The sequence below is a fragment of the Erythrobacter aurantius genome (assembly GCF_023823125.1).
GTDB classification, from domain to species: Bacteria; Pseudomonadota; Alphaproteobacteria; order Sphingomonadales; family Sphingomonadaceae; genus Erythrobacter; species Erythrobacter aurantius.
This window is the reverse complement of the sequence record NZ_CP090949.1, coordinates 49,103-64,511: the sequence shown is the minus strand read 5'-3', so window position 1 is coordinate 64,511 and position 15,409 is coordinate 49,103. Positions and strand designations below refer to the sequence as shown.

The 15,409-nt window shown below is 60.7% G+C and carries 15 protein-coding genes; 7 read left to right on the top strand and 8 right to left on the bottom strand.

The window, feature by feature from the left end:
• Positions 1–113: 113 nt before the first annotated feature.
• The gene (locus L1K66_RS00335; protein ID WP_252258966.1) at positions 114–2,324 is read right to left on the bottom strand and encodes a GumC family protein; all 2,211 of its coding nucleotides are present in this window, start codon (positions 2,322–2,324) and stop codon (positions 114–116) included.
• 4 nt (positions 2,325–2,328) lie between these two features.
• Positions 2,329–3,051, bottom strand: coding sequence for a polysaccharide biosynthesis/export family protein (locus L1K66_RS00330; protein WP_252258964.1), 723 nt, complete (start codon positions 3,049–3,051; stop codon positions 2,329–2,331).
• A 149-nt stretch (positions 3,052–3,200) separates the two neighbouring features.
• Between L1K66_RS00330 and L1K66_RS00325 the strand changes: the two genes are divergently transcribed.
• Complete coding sequence (locus L1K66_RS00325; RefSeq protein WP_252258963.1) at positions 3,201–3,890, top strand: heme-copper oxidase family protein; 690 nt, start codon at positions 3,201–3,203, stop codon at positions 3,888–3,890.
• 22 nt (positions 3,891–3,912) lie between these two features.
• Here L1K66_RS00325 and L1K66_RS00320 read toward each other — a convergent pair whose 3' ends face one another.
• Positions 3,913–4,395: a glycosyltransferase gene (locus tag L1K66_RS00320; RefSeq protein ID WP_252258961.1), complete on the bottom strand. Its 483-nt coding sequence runs from the start codon at positions 4,393–4,395 to the stop codon at positions 3,913–3,915.
• Positions 4,392–4,850, bottom strand: coding sequence for a glucuronosyltransferase (locus L1K66_RS00315; protein WP_252258960.1), 459 nt, complete (start codon positions 4,848–4,850; stop codon positions 4,392–4,394). The genes L1K66_RS00320 and L1K66_RS00315 overlap by 4 nt, the downstream gene beginning before the upstream one ends.
• A 138-nt stretch (positions 4,851–4,988) precedes the next feature.
• On the opposite strand from L1K66_RS00315, the gene L1K66_RS00310 reads away from it, so the two are divergent.
• From L1K66_RS00310 to L1K66_RS00290, 5 genes are read left to right on the top strand one after another with little or no spacing between them, the layout of a single operon-like run.
• Positions 4,989–6,068: a CaiB/BaiF CoA transferase family protein gene (locus tag L1K66_RS00310; protein WP_252258959.1), complete on the top strand. Its 1,080-nt coding sequence runs from the start codon at positions 4,989–4,991 to the stop codon at positions 6,066–6,068.
• A gap of 3 nt (positions 6,069–6,071) precedes the next feature.
• Positions 6,072–6,521, top strand: a complete 450-nt coding sequence (locus tag L1K66_RS00305) for a MaoC family dehydratase (protein WP_252258958.1) — start codon at positions 6,072–6,074, stop codon at positions 6,519–6,521.
• Between the two features lie 60 nt (positions 6,522–6,581).
• Positions 6,582–8,513, top strand: a complete 1,932-nt coding sequence (locus L1K66_RS00300) for a DUF3604 domain-containing protein (protein ID WP_252258957.1) — start codon at positions 6,582–6,584, stop codon at positions 8,511–8,513.
• Entirely contained in the window at positions 8,510–9,307 is a 798-nt protein-coding gene (locus L1K66_RS00295; RefSeq protein WP_252258956.1) for a peptidyl-prolyl cis-trans isomerase, read from the top strand. Before L1K66_RS00300 ends, L1K66_RS00295 begins: the two co-directional genes overlap by 4 nt.
• Before the next feature lie 17 nt (positions 9,308–9,324).
• Complete coding sequence (locus tag L1K66_RS00290; protein ID WP_252258955.1) at positions 9,325–10,305, top strand: HupE/UreJ family protein; 981 nt, start codon at positions 9,325–9,327, stop codon at positions 10,303–10,305.
• Here L1K66_RS00290 and L1K66_RS00285 read toward each other — a convergent pair.
• Genes L1K66_RS00285 through L1K66_RS00270 form a run of 4 tightly spaced genes read right to left on the bottom strand, consistent with a single transcriptional unit; the run spans position 10,302 to position 14,633 of the window.
• Positions 10,302–11,732, bottom strand: a complete 1,431-nt coding sequence (locus L1K66_RS00285) for an efflux transporter outer membrane subunit (protein WP_252258954.1) — start codon at positions 11,730–11,732, stop codon at positions 10,302–10,304. The two genes, L1K66_RS00290 and L1K66_RS00285, sit on opposite strands and share 4 nt — an antisense overlap.
• A 5-nt stretch (positions 11,733–11,737) precedes the next feature.
• On the bottom strand, positions 11,738–12,727 hold the full coding sequence (locus tag L1K66_RS00280) for an efflux RND transporter periplasmic adaptor subunit (RefSeq protein ID WP_252258953.1): 990 nt from the start codon (positions 12,725–12,727) through the stop codon (positions 11,738–11,740).
• A 26-nt stretch (positions 12,728–12,753) separates the two neighbouring features.
• The gene (locus L1K66_RS00275) at positions 12,754–13,485 is read right to left on the bottom strand and encodes an ABC transporter ATP-binding protein (RefSeq protein WP_252258952.1); all 732 of its coding nucleotides are present in this window, start codon (positions 13,483–13,485) and stop codon (positions 12,754–12,756) included.
• 11 nt (positions 13,486–13,496) lie between these two features.
• Complete coding sequence (locus tag L1K66_RS00270; RefSeq protein WP_252258951.1) at positions 13,497–14,633, bottom strand: ABC transporter permease; 1,137 nt, start codon at positions 14,631–14,633, stop codon at positions 13,497–13,499.
• A 130-nt stretch (positions 14,634–14,763) separates the two neighbouring features.
• Here L1K66_RS00270 and L1K66_RS00265 point away from each other — a divergent pair, with 130 nt between their 5' ends.
• Positions 14,764–15,399 (top strand): TetR/AcrR family transcriptional regulator, encoded by a 636-nt coding sequence (locus L1K66_RS00265; RefSeq protein WP_252258950.1) that lies wholly within the window; start codon positions 14,764–14,766, stop codon positions 15,397–15,399.
• Positions 15,400–15,409 lie beyond the last annotated feature (10 nt).

Genomic DNA, 15,409 nt, shown 5'->3' with positions numbered 1-15,409 from the left:
TACCTGAACTTCCGCGGTTAGATTGCAGCCCTATCGCAAGGGGTGATCCTTGCACTGGTGGCGTGGGCCCTTGCTCAATCTGAGCAACGGCCCACGCCATTGAAGCCAAGCCGTTATCGACCTGAACCATACTCGTAATAGCTGTACTGATACCCATAGGAATGACCGGCTTCGAGCGCGCGATACTTCGTCAGGATCAGCCCGAGGACATTGCCTCCGGCACTGCGCAGGCGCTTCACAGCATTGCGGGCCTGAGAGAAGGGTGCCTTGTTCGCTTCAAGGACGAAGATGGTGCCATCCATGAGACGAGCGAGAAGCGGTGCGTCTGCAAGGCCCAGAACCGGGCAGGAATCGAAGATGATCAACGAATACTCGTTGCGGTACTTGTCGATGAATGCCGCGAATTCGTCAGACGATAGAATTTCCGTCGGATTGGGCGGAACGGCGCCGACAGGCAGGACTTCGAGGTTGTCATGAACGCCCTTGACGACGGCATCCTCAAGCTTGGCGTGACCAAGTACAACCTCGACGAGGCCGATCTGTGGGCGTTCCAACTCCAGCAGTCGTGCGACTGACGGACGACGAAGGTCTGCATCGATAAGCAAGGTCTTGCGGCCTGACCGGGCGAACAAGTCAGCAAGGACGACGGCGGTGGTCGACTTGCCTTCTGACTCGTGCGTGCTGGTCAATTGCAGGACGTTGCGACTGCGCGGAAGCGAGAAGTCGATCGCAGCCTTGATCGAGGCATAGGCTTCCATCAGCGAGGTGAAGTTGTTCGAACTTTCGACCTCGATATCCTTCTCGCTCACATGCGGGGTGTGCCCGATGAGCGGAAGGTCGATCTTCTGCTCGACTTCATCCAGCGAGCGGATTCGATCGTCGAACATTTCACGCAAGACTGCGAGGCCGGCAGCGAGACTGATGCCAAGCACGAGGGCGAGGCCAAGGTTCTGAACCAGGCTCGGCGCATAAGGGCTACCGGGTACAAGCGCGCTTTCGATCTTTGTCATCGTGCCGCTGTTCACGTTGGCAGCACTGCTGATCTGGTTGTAGCGTTCAAGCAGCGAGCGCAGTTGCTGTCGCAAAGCTTCAGCTTCGCGCTCAAGCACGGTCAGCTGAACCATTTCGTCTTGCTCGGCGAGGGATTCGCTTGAAAGCGATCCGAGTTCGCTTTGCAGCGCCTGCTCCTGATTGCGTGCGACGATGAACTCATTGCGAACGGTCGCCTTGATGTCGGCGCTGCTGCGCTGGATCTGCTCGTCAAGAATCGCAATCTGGGCAAGAAGGTTGCGAATTTGCGGGAATTCGTCGCTGTAGCGCTGGCGCAGGTCGGACAGCTCGGCGAGCTTTCCGGTGCGATCAGTCACAAGCCGTTGAAGTACCTGATTGTTCTGTACTTCTGGGAGCTGAGAAGCCGGCAGGTTCTCGATTGCACGCCACTTCTGCTCGGCCGCAATCCGTGCGGCGCGGGCATCAGCAACCCGCTGGCTGATATTCGCCAGATTCGAATTGGTGATAGTCGAACTGCTTGTGCTGCCGTCTTCGGAAACCGTAGGCTGGACAATAATGCCGCTGCTGCGGGCATAGGCATTTGTATTCCGCTCTGCTTCCTCAAGCTTGCCACGAACGATGTCGATCTGGTCTCGCAGATAATCGATCGCGTATTCGTTGCCTTCGACCGTTTCTCGTGAGTCCGACGCGATAAAGGCATCCGCATAGGCGTTCGCCATCTCTGCCGCCAAAGCCGGATTGTCGGACTGGAATGTGATCGGAATAACCCAGCTTTCAGCCGGAACTTCGGCAATGACGCCTTGCGAAAGCACCGTGGCAGCCATGGCATTCTTGGCTTCGAGCCACTGCTCGTCGGTCATGTCAGGAGAGCGAGCTTCATCGATGTTGCTACCGAGGAGGTCGTATCGCTCACCCAATTGACGATCAGCGACGACGATCTCTGCAAGGCTTCGGCTCTGGATCAGTTCGACCTGAGTTGCCAGATAATCGCCTACCTGATTGCTTGCGATCCCTTGCTGTACGTCCTGCCCCTCGAGAATGAAGGCACCATATGGTGCCACACTTACCTTAGCCGTGGCCTGATACATGGGCGTGGCAAGGAGAGTGATGATCAGTCCGACCGTCAGTGCAGCAAGTATCACACCTGCGAACAGCCAACGCTGCCGATAGACAATGCCCCTGATCGTCGCGAGACTGATCAGTTGCGGCGCCTGCGGAGCAGGATGAGCCAGCTGATTCTCAGGCAAATAGGCCTCTAGCCAAGTGCCACGGCCGTCCGGTTCGGACGGGTCAATGATGGACCGATCGTTCATTGGTTCAGTTGTTACTGTTGTTTATCGCTGCAACCCCGAAGATGCCGAAGGCAGGCAGGGCTTGAAGCAGGTTCTGGTAGAATACGGACAGACCGTCGGTTCCCATCACCACCCGATCGCCCGGCTGGAGTACAGGATCAAGCATCGTACCTTGGCTGACCTGCTGGTAATCGAATTTGGCGATCATGATGCCCTGCGGGCTTTCGCGGAACACCGCGACTTGCTGGCGCTTGGCGACATTTGTCGGGCCGTCAGCCAGAGCAATCGCGGACGAAAGGCGCGCACCCGGCTGAAATGCATAGACGCCGGGATCTTCCACGGCACCTTCGACGGTCACGAGGTGCGACGCGTATTCGGCGATGTTCACACTCACCATCGGTGTGCGCAGACCCGCGGCGAGCAGGCGGCGAGATACGTCTTGCTCCAGCTGCTTGGTCGTCATTCCGGCAGCCGGGATCGAGCCGAGCATCGGCAGAGACACTTCGCCATCGACGCCAAGCCGGACATTCTCGATCGACAGTTCCGGCTCACGGAAGACATTGACCGAGATCTTGTCCGAAGGGCGAAGCATGTAGGTCGTCGCCCTCGACTGCGAATAATTGACCTGTCCAAGATCAGTGCGAGCCTGGCTAGCCGCTGCGCCGATAACCGGTTCCGGTGTCGAAGCACATCCCGAAAGAGTGATGGCACTGGCGAGCAGAGCCACGCCAAGACGTTTGCTGTTCATAGATTTCAAGGCCACTTGGTCCCCCGTCGCTAAGAGGTTTTCCTTAGACCGGGGTTCCCTGATGTGCAACCGCCTTCCGGCCCCTGTCGGGAGTCGTAGCTGTAGCTATTGTTTCGATATGAGACGCAGATGCCGCAATGCAGCAAGGCTTGGGCAACTCCATACGGCTCTCCCATCCGACAAAGATGCTGAGGGACGGCAAAAGCGGGTTGAAGGATGGCAACCAAGGTTTCAAACGGACCGAAGATGTCAGAGTGACTATTTCCGGAGGCGAACACCGAATGCAAGACGGGCCATCAACCCTCAGCCTGATCGCGGCCGCATTTTACGCGCTTGTACTCGCGGCCAGCCTGCTTGCCTGTCGCACAGGTCAGGTGCAGCGCCAGCATGGTTGGCAGGTGGCCAGTTGGGCCGCGGTTGCCGTTTTTTTTCTGGTGCTGATCGTCTCGAGGATCTTCAATGTCGAGGAGGCCTTGCGAGCTGACCTTCGGGAATGGTTGCAGCTGCAGGATCTGCGCGAGGGTCGGCGCAGCTATCAGGGCGTGATCATAGCCATCGTTCTGGCACTGTTTGCAGCTCTCGGGCTTTACACGGCCTACCATGTCTCAAGGCGCATGTCCGGGCGTCGCAACATTGCCGTGGCCGTCGCGATCGCAAGTTGCGGCGTTATGGTCGCGGTCATCGCCATGCGATCAATCTCTCTCCATGCGATGGACACGCTTCTGTATGGACCCTTGAAGCTGAACTGGACCGGCGATCTGGGCGCGAGTGCCGTCGTGCTGGGAGCCGCGGTCTATTACACCCTTTTGCTCAAGGGGCGGATAGCATCCCGCCGCTAGCCGGTAAGGCAGATACCCGGCATCAGATCTGACCGCCTTCGATGAATCGGCCGATCGCTCCGCGCAGTTGCCGCGCGGTCGCAGACACTTCTGGCCGCGTTTCGGCCATGGCAAGACCTTCGGCGATCCGTTCGGCAAGATCGCTTTGTTCCATCGCAACAAGCAGGCCCGACCGCCCTTCGAGATTGCGGACAGTTGCAACCTGATGATCGTTGCGGTGCTCGCCATGATCGAATCGGCGTGGGAATAGGATGATTGGTGTCGAGAATCGCTGCGCCGTCAGGATCGTCCCGATCCCGGCGTGGCTGACGATCAGCCGGCTGCGCTGTATCAGCTCTTCGAAATCACCTGGGCCGATCTTTTCACGCGCGGTCATGTTGACAGGGGAGTAGTTGCCCTTGCCGGTCTGTGCGATCACTTCCATCCCCAGCGAAGGCGCCAGTTCGTCCATCGCGCGGATCAGGCGATCAAAACCCAGCTGCATGCCTACGGTGACAAGGATCACAGCACAGCTCCACGATATTTGACCTTTGGGTCTTCGGCCAGATCGGGCCACTGCGTCAGGCATTCATGCGCAAGGCTGCGCGAAAGCCTGCCGCACATTGAAAGCTGTTCGCCATTGGCCACGCTGTCGATCCACAATGTGCGCGCGCCTATCAACCGGCCAGCCATAAGGCAGAAGAAGCCCGGGGCGGCACCGGTGGAGAGAACCACATGCGGGCGATGTTTCAGCACCACCCACAGCGCGACAATGCCGCAAAGAGCGGATCGGATCGGGCGGTTCTGGTTGCAATCCGGCAGAGTGTCGACATCAGTAATCCCGCGCTGGCGGGCGATCTCTGCTTCGGTTGTGGCAAAGCGCACGTCATATTCCTCCAGCGTCGGGCGAAGCAGCATCAACTGCTCCCAATGCCCGCCGCCCGATGCGACAGCGAGCACTTTGCGCCGGGGTTTTGTCATATCGGGTCGAGGTCCTTTGCCGGATGGTTCGCGACCCAGCCTCTATTGCTGCTGTCCGCGAAGTGTCAATTGCGCCGGTGAACCTCTTGCCCTTGGCCGGATGCGGCGGCACAGAGGCGGCAAAGGGAGAGTCAGGTAATGAGTGAGAAATCCGGCCCGCTTGCAGGGCTCAAGGTGATCGAGTTTTCAGGGATCGGACCGGGCCCGCATGTGGCCATGCTCTTGGCTGATCTGGGCGCCGACGTGGTACGCATCGATCGCCCCGGCAGCGGTGTTTCGAATCCCGTGGTCGAGCGTGCGCGGCACCGCGCCGAAGTCGATCTCAAAAGCGATGAAGGCAAGGCATTTTGCCTTGACGCTGCGGTCAAGGCCGACGTGTTGATCGAAGGTTTCAGGCCAGGCGTTATGGAGCGTCTCGGGCTTGGGCCTGACGAACTGCTCGCGCTCAACCCGCGTCTCGTCTACGCCCGCATGACGGGGTGGGGACAGGACGGGCCACTTGCCCATGCGGCGGGCCACGACATCAACTACATCGCGATCACCGGTGCGCTTGCCGCAGTCGGCAAGGCTGGCGAAACCGCGACACCGCCGCAGAATCTGGTCGGCGATTTCGGCGGCGGTTCGATGTATTGCGCCTTCGGCATCATGGCCGCGCTGTATGAGCGGTCGCAATCGGGCACGGGTCAGGTGGTGGATGCGGCCATCGTCGATGGCGCGACCAGCCTGATGAGCTTCTTCTTCGGCGTACGCGACAAGCCGTTCCTTTCGACCGAGCGCGGCAAGGGCATGCTGGGCGGAGCGGCGCATTTCTATCGCTGTTTCGAATGCGCCGATGGCAAGGAGGTGTCGGTTGGTGCGATCGAGCCGCAATTCTATGCCGAACTGCTGGCCAAGTCTGGCGCGCCCGCCGAATTGGCACAGGCGCAGATGAACCCTGCAAACTGGGACGAATATGCCGAACAGCTCGCTGCCTTGTTCAAGACACGTCCGCAGGCCGAATGGGTCGAACTGCTGGAAGGCAGCGACGCTTGTTTTGCCCCTGTGCTGACATTGGACGAAGCACGCGAGCACCCGCACATGAAAGCGCGCGGTGCCTATGTCGAGCATGATGGCGCATGGCACACAGCCCCTGCTCCGCGGTTCAGCCGCACGCCGGGATCTGTGCGGTCGAGCCGGAATGATGGTGCTGAAATCGTCGCCGGCTGGTCGAAGGATTGAACGATGGCAGGCCGGTATTTTGACGAATGGCAGGTCGGCGATGCGATCGAGCACGAAATCCGCCGCACCGTTACGGAGACGGATAATCTGCTGTTCTCCACGATGACACACAACCCGCAGCCTCTGCACCTTGATGTGGAGGCGGCAAAGGCAAGCGGGTTTGGCCAGATCCTCGTCAATTCGACTTTCACCTTCGCTCTGCTTGTGGGGCTGTCGGTGGGGGACACGACGCTGGGTACGCTGGTGGCGAACCTGGGGTTTGACAAGGTGGTGACGCCCAAGCCGGTGTTTATCGGCGATACCTTGCATGCGCGCAGCGTGGTCAAGGAATTGCGTGCCAGCAATTCGCGCCCCGATGCCGGGATCGTCACCTTCACGCACGAACTGCTCAATCAGCGTGACGAGGTGGTGTGCCGCTGCGAACGTTCTGCCTTGCTTCAGCGCAAGGGTTAGCTTGACGAACCGGGCCAAGCCCGCGCACATTCGGGCTCGGGAGAAATAGGGAGGGAATCCATGCACAAGTCATGGGTTGGGCTCGCTGCGGCAAGCCTGATGACGATTGCGGTAGCAGGATGCAGCGGCGATGCGGCGCTGGATCCGGCTCAAACCGGTGATGGCGAAAATACGATCGAACTCGCCGAGTTTCCCGATCGTCCCTATTGGGGCGACACGCACCTCCACACCGACAATTCGATCGACGCTTTCGGATTTGGCGTGAGGCTGGGGCCGGAGGATGCGCTGCGGTTTGCTCGGGGTGAGGAAGTCACCGCCACTACGGGGGCGAAGGCCCGGCTTTCCAGACCGCTCGATTTCCTCGTCATCGCAGACCATTCCGACGGGCTTGGTGCAACCCGCAGGCTGTATGACGCGCCGCGCTGGTACGTCGATTGGGTGATCGGCGACGAAACCGTGCTGCGCTGGTATGACCTGATGCACGAAGGGCCAGAAGGATCGCAGCAAGCTATTGCCGAACTGATCACGGCGGCCGCTAACGGAACTTTGCCCGAATCCTTCAGCGATCCCGAACAGGCGCGGGAAGGGACGGAAGACATCTGGAACACCCAGATTGGCCTGCTCGATCGCTACAATGAGCCCGGTGTCTTTACCGCCTTTGCAGGCTTCGAATGGACGCTAATGCCGGACGGCAACAACCTGCACCGCGTCGTGATGTTTCGCGATGGCAGCGACAAGACCCGCAAAATCCTGCCGTTCGGCGGGATTGACGCGGATGTGCAGCAGCTGTGGGAATACATGGCCTCCTATGAAAAGGAGACCGGCGGCAATGTCCTGGCGATTCCGCACAACGGCAATCTTTCGAACGGGTTGATGTTCGAAATGACTATGCCCGACGGTTCGCCGATGACGTCAGAATACGCCGCAAGGCGGGCCAAGGCGGAGCCGGTGGTCGAAGTCACCCAGATCAAGGGCGACGGGGAAACCCATCCCTTCCTTTCTCCCAATGACGAAATGGCCGGTTTCGGCGTCAAAGGGTGGGAACTGGGCAACCTCCCGCTTACCCTTCGCAGCACTCCTGACATGTATGCCGGTTCATACGCCCGCTCTGCGCTGTTGCGTGGGCTCTCGCTGGAACAGCAACTGGGTGTGAACCCCTATGCGTTCGGCATGATCGGGTCGACAGACAGCCACACGGCGCTGGCTTCCGGAGACGAAGACAACTTTTTCGGTAAACACACAGGCAACGAACCCGCCAATCAGGGCAGGGCGATGGAGCCGCAGAACCTCGGCACGCGTGAGGGGCGGTTCGGCTGGCATTATCTCGCCGGGGGCTATGCCGCCGCCTGGGCGCGCGGCAACACCCGTGCGGAAATCTTCGATGCCTTCAAGCGGCGTGAAGTTTACGCCACCACCGGCCCGCGCATGAGTGTGCGGGTATTCGGCGGCTTCGATTTTTCAGCGAGCGACTGGGATGGCGATTGGGTGCGGGCCGGCTACACCCGCGGTGTGCCAATGGGAGGCGAACTGACCGATGCGGGCACGGCACCGACGTTCCTGATCAGCGCGCTGAAGGACCCTGACGGTGCCAATCTGGACCGGGCGCAGGTGGTAAAGGGCTGGGTCGATGCCAGCGGCGCGATGCAGGAGCGGGTCTATGATGTCGTGTGGAGCGACATGGACAAGCGGCCCCGCACCGCGCGCGGGCTGACTCCGGTGGGCGATACCGTCAACAGGGCGGATGCGACCTATACCAACACCATCGGCGCTCCCGAATTGCGCACCACCTGGACCGATCCCGATTATGCTGCTGGACAGCGGGCGTTCTATTATGTGCGGGTGATCGAGATCCCGACACCGCGCTGGACGCTGTTCGATGCGGTGCGGTTTGGTTTCGAGTTGACGGGCGATGCGCTGGAAGATGCCGTCGCGCAGGAGCGTGCCTATACCTCGCCGATCTGGCTCAAGCCCAAGGGTGCGGGGGCAACGTGAAGCTACCTGACTGGGCCCGCGAACCGCTGGTCCACTTCATCGGGCTCGGGGCGCTGGTCTATCTCGCGCTCACATGGGGCGGGATGCCCGTTGATCCGGCTTCACGCATGATCCGCGTGGATGCGGATCAGAAAGCGCAGCTTGCTCTGGGCTTCGAGCGGGTGATGGGTCGCGCGCCGACCGACGCAGAGCTTGACGCGCGGATAGAACGATATGTGCGCGAGGAAGTGCTCTATCGCGAAGCCTTGCGACTGGGTCTGGATCAGGGCGATGCGGTGGTGCGCCAGCGGCTTGTCGCAAAGATGGACATGTCCGCGAGTGCCGCCGCCGAAGTGGCGGATCCGGATGAGGCAGAACTGCGTGCCTTTTTCGAGGAAAACGCCAGTCGATATGCCGATGCGTTGTTGGTCAGTTTCGAGCAGGCCTATTTCTCCAGCGAAGCGGCGGCCCGCAATGCCATGTCGCGTGCGAACGGTGGTGAGGAGACAGGCGAGCCGATCAGCCTTCCGCGCCGCGTCGAGAATGAACGTTTTGCCGAAATCCAGATTCGTTTCGGTGAGCAATTCGCACGCGGGCTGGCGGCGCTGGATCAGGGCGCGCAATGGCAGGGGCCTGTGCCTTCCGGCTTTGGCTGGCACCTGGTCCGCCTGCAAAGCCGCAAACCCGTTGCGGCTGATTTCGATACAGTGCGCGACCGGGTCGAAAACGATTGGCGCAACGCCCAGATCGAGCAGCGCAAACAGCGTGCTTACGAGATCCTTCGCAGCGCCTACCGGGTCGACATTGCGAGGTGAGACACGCTCTGCGAGCCTTGCTGGCGATCCTTTTTGCGGCCGTCGCCATTCCCCTGAATGCGGATGAATTGCGCCCTGCCGTCATCGAAATGGTCGAGAGAGAGGCTGACCGATGGGTGATGGAGTGGAAGTTGCCAGTGACGGTATCGCGCGGACAGGGCGCACTGCCTGTCGCCTCTCCCGTTTACCCCGAAGCCTGCGAACCGATAGGCGATCCCGCCCAACGGGCCACTGCGCTCACAGTGCAAGGGCGGCAGGAACTCCGCTGCGAGGGCGATCTCGCTGGCGAGGCGTTCGGCCTGAGCGAGTTGCTCGGCAATTCTGACGCGATTGCGCGGCTGGTGCCCCTTGAAAGACCAGTGCAGAGTTTCCGCCTTACTTCCGATGCACCGACGGCGACCATCCTCGCGCAACCGGGCACATGGCAGGTGTTGCGGGACTATTTCGTCATCGGAGCCGAGCACATCCTTTTCGGCTGGGATCACCTGCTGTTTGTGATCGCTTTGGTGTTGCTGGTGCGCGCACCTTGGGAGGTGGTGAAGGCCGCCACCGCTTTTACCGTGGCCCATTCGATAACTCTGGTTGCGACAAGCCTCGGTTACACCGGTCTTCCAAGCCGACCGGTCGAGGCCATCATCGCATTGTCGATAGTGTTTCTCGCAGTCGAAGTTGCGCTTGTGCTGCGCGATCCTGAAAGGCGCACCTTCACCCGGCGCTTCCCATGGGTGGTCGCTTTCGCCTTCGGCCTGTTCCACGGCTTCGGCTTTGCCGGTGCGCTTGCCGATATTGGCTTGCCACAAGGGGAAGTGGTGCCCGCGCTGCTGGCGTTCAACCTCGGTGTCGAAGCGGGGCAGTTGCTGGTCGTCGCCGGAGTAATCGCGCTGCTGGCACTGATGCGCCGGACCGTGCCGGTTGCGGAAAATCCTGCATTGAAGATCGCCACTTATGCGATCGGCACCATCGGCAGCTTCTGGCTGATCGAGCGGGTGATCGGTTAACCTGCCTCTGGCTCTGTCGCTGGCGCATCGCCGCCAAGCGATTGCCACAACAACACCCGCGCCCGTTGCGCCCTTCCGATTGCGGCAGCCGCACGCTCTCCGCTGGCATCTGCGGCACGGCGCGCTTCGAGCACTTCGAGCAAGCTCGCAAGCCCTGCACGGAACCGGTCGTTCGCAAGGCTGGCTGCGCGCTGCAACTGATCACGCTCGGCAGTGGCAAGCGCGGCCTCACGGTCTGCTGCGGCGATCAGGCCATAGGCGGCCTCCGCATCACCAAGCGCCTGAAACACCGCTCCGCGATAGGCCTGAAACGCGATCTTCTTCTGCGCAGCCGCACCGTCGATTTCCGCTTCGATCCTGCCAAAGTTCAGCAAGGGGCCGGCAATCCCCGCAGTCAGCGTGCTGACGAAGGAATCATCGTCAAACAGATCCTCGGGATCGAATGCCAGCAATCCAAGCACGGCAGACAGGGTGAGACGGGGGAAGCGGGAGCGGGCAGTTGCGGCAAGCTCTGCATCGGCGGCGGCGAGTTGCGCGGCTGCGGCAACCACATCCGGACGGTTGGCCAACAGATCGGAAGGAAGCGCAGCAGGTGCCATCCCGGTTTCCATTGGTTCACCGGCTTGCGCGAGGACTGCGTTGACTTGTGATCCACTCAGCCCGGTGAGGGTAATGAGTCGCCCGATAATCCGCACTTTCTCGCTTTCAAGCGCGGCAAGGCGCGACTTTGAAGCGCTTGCGGCCGCTTCGGCGCGAACCCTGTCAAATCCGGGTGCGATCCCGGCATCTTCTCGGCTGCGCGCAAGATCGGCCAATTGCCGCGCGGCCAGCACATCGTCCTGAATTGCCGCCGCGCGGGCATTCAACACACGCCAGTCGATCACGCTGCCTGCCACTTCGGAAATCAATGCAATGCGAACAGCCGCCGCCGATGCATTGGCCGCATCTATCCGGGCAAGAGCTGCGCGTTCCTGCGCCTTGAGCCTGCCGAAAATGTCTGCATCCCAGCTGGCTACGATGTTGGCGCCATAGGATGTCTGCACCTCGGGAATGAAGCCCTGCTGGCCGGCCTGACCGAACTGCGCGGTGTTGATCCTGTTTTCAGTGACGGTACCCTGAGCCGATATGTTCGGGAGGCGTTCGGCTCCGGCGCGCGCCGCTCCGGCACGAGCAGCTTCGATCCGGGCTAGAGCTTCGGCAAGGCTCGGCGCACCCGAGATCGCAGCCTGCGAAAGGCTGGCAAAAGCGGGATCATTCCGAGGAAGCAGGGCATCAAGCGCCGCCCCTGTCGAACTGTCAGGCTGATAGTAGAACGCGTCCGGCAAGACTGGCGGCGGTGTCGCCACTTCAGGTGCAGGGCCTGCCACGCAAGCCGCTAGGGAAAGCGACAGGCAGAGGGTGACGAGGCGAGGGAGTGGGCGCTGCATGGGCATCACTCTTCGCCGGAAGCATCGGCAGCGACGAAAGCGTCGATCTGCTGGCCGACACGGAAGACTTCGGCTTCCTTGCTCTGCGGCAGAGCATAGATCACCTGAAGCACCCGAACATCGACCCTTTCGGCTGCGCTGTTGGTGAGCGAGCGTTTGGGCACGACCTGCGGTTCGACCCGGACGAAACTGGCTTCAACCCGTATTTCGGCAGCACCGCGTGGCGAGATTGTTGCGGGTGCGCCCAGCTTGACGCGAACGGCTTCGTTTTCGTCGATGTCGACACGCACATGCAGCGGATTGGTTTCGCCCATCTGGATAAAGGGCTGCCCGTTTCCGCCTTGGGTCGCGACGAATTCGCCCGGCCGGATGTTCACCGCCAGGATTTCTCCGGCAATTGGCGCTCGCACCGTAAGTCGGTTCAATTCCGTCTGTGCGCTTCCTGCGCGTGCCTGCGCCGCATTCAGGCGCGCCCGCGCCAGTTCAAGCCGGCTGGAGGCGGCCTGTGCCTCTCCTTCGGCCCGGATTACTTCGGAACGGCTGACGGCGGCCGGATCGCTAAGGCTTTCGTAGAGTGCGAGCTGCTGACGTGCAGTGTCGCGCGCGGTCTGCGCTTCGGCGATTGCGGCGCGGGCTTCGCGGATTGCGGCATTGGCTTCGGCAAGCGCGGCACGAGCTGCTCGATCATCTACCAGGAACAGCACTTGTCCCTTTTCCACCCGATCACCCGGAGCCACCCGGACATCGGTTACAAGCCCGGAGAGCGCCGAACCGATATCGATCACTTCGCTTGCCGGTTCGACAATGCCCGAGCCGGACACACGTGGTGCATCGGCCAGCGCACCAGCAGCCTTGGGCGGCTGGTTCTCCGGCTCGGTTATGCTGCGATCGGGCAGGCTGCCAATCGTGTAAAGTGTGGCCACGATCAAGCCGACAACCGCCAGGATTGGCAGGATATGGCGCGAAAAACTGATGTTGGAGGGCAGGAAAGACATGCGGGCCTCTGGCTATGGATGGGCGGCTAGTGGTCTTGGGGCATCTGCGTGCCGTCATGGATTATGCGACCGTCTTCGAGCACGAGAATGCGATCTGCGAGGTCGAAAATGCGATTGTCGTGGGTTACGATGATGCAGGCGCGGTCAGGCGCGACAGCGACTTCGTGCAGCAGATCCATCACGCGCCTTCCCGAGCTGGCATCAAGCGCGGCGGTTGGCTCGTCACACACCACCAATCGCGGTTCGTGGACCAGCGCGCGGGCTATCGCGACGCGTTGCTGCTGTCCGCCCGAAAGCTGATTAGGCAGTTTGTTCGCCTGATCGGCGATGTTCAGTTTCTCGAGCAGGACGATTGCGCGTTCGCGCGCTTCGTCAATGCCCATACCCTGCGCGATCAATGGCACGGCGGCGTTCGCGGCAGCGTCGATCGAAGGGATCAGGTTGTACTGCTGGAAGATGAATCCGATGTTCTCGAGCCGGAAATTGACGAGCTCGGTATCCGATAGCGCGTAGATGTCTGTCCCGAAGACTTTGACCTCTCCGGCGGTCGGCCAGAGAATGCCGCACATAATCGAGATCAGCGTGGTCTTGCCCGATCCGCTTTCGCCGACGACGTAGGTCATCTCGCCTGAGCGGATATCGGTGTCGATCCCGTGCAGTACGCGGATGGTCGATTGGCCGGCCTGAAAATCGCGCACGATGCCACGGGCGCAGATGGCGGCTTCGGTGTCACACGGCACGGAATCGCGCTTGGTCATGGCACCCTTGCTCACCGGAACACCGAAGCCGGTTCAGTGCTGAGCACGCTGCGAAGTGCCAACCAGCCGGTGATCGCAAGGATAATGATGACGGCGCCAAAGCTGACGAGCGGGATTTGCCAAGGGACATAGAAGCCCTTGAAGAACGGGTTTCCTGAAAAGCCCCACAGGAACAGGACGGTTCCGATTACGCCCAGCGCATAGCCGACAAAGCCGACCAAACCGGCTTGCGCGCCGACCATACCGATGATCTTGCTGTTAGTGACGCCGATAGCCTTCAACGCACCGAACTGCTTGATGTTGTCGCGGATGAAAAGGCTGAAGGTCAGGCCTACAATCGCAACGCCGACGACAAACCCCAGCACGACGGTGATGCCGAAATTGGTCGGAATACCGGTGTTCTGGATGATGAAGTTGACCCCCGCGCGTGCGAATTCCGCACGGGTTTCGGCCTTGAGCCCTGTCTGGTCCTCGATATTCTGCGCGACTTCGGCGGGGGTGAAACCTTCGCTGACGCCTACCAACACGAAAGTCAGGCGATTGCGTGTGCCGGGCACGTAATTCAGGGCTCTGCTGTATTTGGTGTAGAGCGTCACTTGGCTGGTAAAGGTCGGGATCGCATCGGCAACGCCGCGGATGACAGCGCGTTGATCGTTGAGTTCAAGCCGCTCGCCAATCGGATCATCGCCGTTTTCGAACAGATTGTTCACCCCGCCATCATCGATCACTACGGTGTCGGGAATCGATAGAACTTCTTTCGACCCTATCATCATCCTTTCGGGCAGCCCGATAAGGGTCGCATCATCGACCCCAATGATCGCCACGCCTTCCAGATCGCCCGATGCGGTGCGGACCGAAGCGCTTGCACGCATGTGGGGCACGGCCCATTCGACACCGCGCACCGCCCGCACTTCGTCAAGCGCGGTCGAAGGCATGGCGTAATTGACTTCGGTCGTTCGGCTGACGGGGTCCATGACCCAAACTTCCGCTTCGGGTGCGTTGTAAACGCCGCTTGCCCCGCGCTCGACCAGATTGATGAAGATCGTGAGCTGCTGCGTGATGAGCAGGGTCGAAAAGGCTATGCCGAACAGCAAGCCGTAGAATTTCTGACTGTCGCCCGTCAGCATCCGGATGGCGATCCAAAGCATGAATGGGAACCTTCGTGCGGAGAGAGGGGTTGCGGAGGGGAGGGTAATGCGACAATATTGAACGGTATCGTTTAATTGAACGGCGGCGTTCATTTTGTCAACCAAGCTTTTTGAAACAGGCCAAATTCCCTTGAATTCATGTCCGGAAAGAAAGCGGCCCGGTCGGCCATCCGACATCGCAAAGCGCGATGCGATCATCGAGTCGGCCTCGGCGCGGTTCTTTCAGGATGGTTTCGCGGCGACGTCGATTGAGCAGATCGCTTCCGAAGCCGGAGTGTCCAAGGTCACGATCTATAACCACTTCGGTGACAAGCGGGCCCTGTTCGCAGCGTCGGTGGAGCGCGAATGCGAAAAGATGCGTGGCTACTTCAGCCTCGATCAGGAGCCGAATGGAACGATCCGCGATCGGTTGACCGCCATCGCGCAGGCCATGTTCGATTTTCTCTCTCGCCCGGAAATGATCCAGTTCGAACGGCGCATTGCGGCGGAAACCGAACACGATCCTGCGATCGGCGAAGCGTTTCTCAAGGCAGGGCCGTGGCGTATGAAGCAAGCGTTCAGCGCTTGGCTCGCGCATGCCAGCGCCAAGGGCGAACTCCTGATCGCTGATCCCATGCTGGCGGCAGAGCAGTTTGTATCTATGGCAAAAGGCATGGGCGATCTGGAACGTCGCTTTGGCTCGCGGCCGTCAGAGCAAGAAAATCGGGCGCGTATCGAAGGGGCGGTCGGGGTGTTCCTCGCAGCCTATGCTCCCGTAGTGCGGTGACGGACGACAA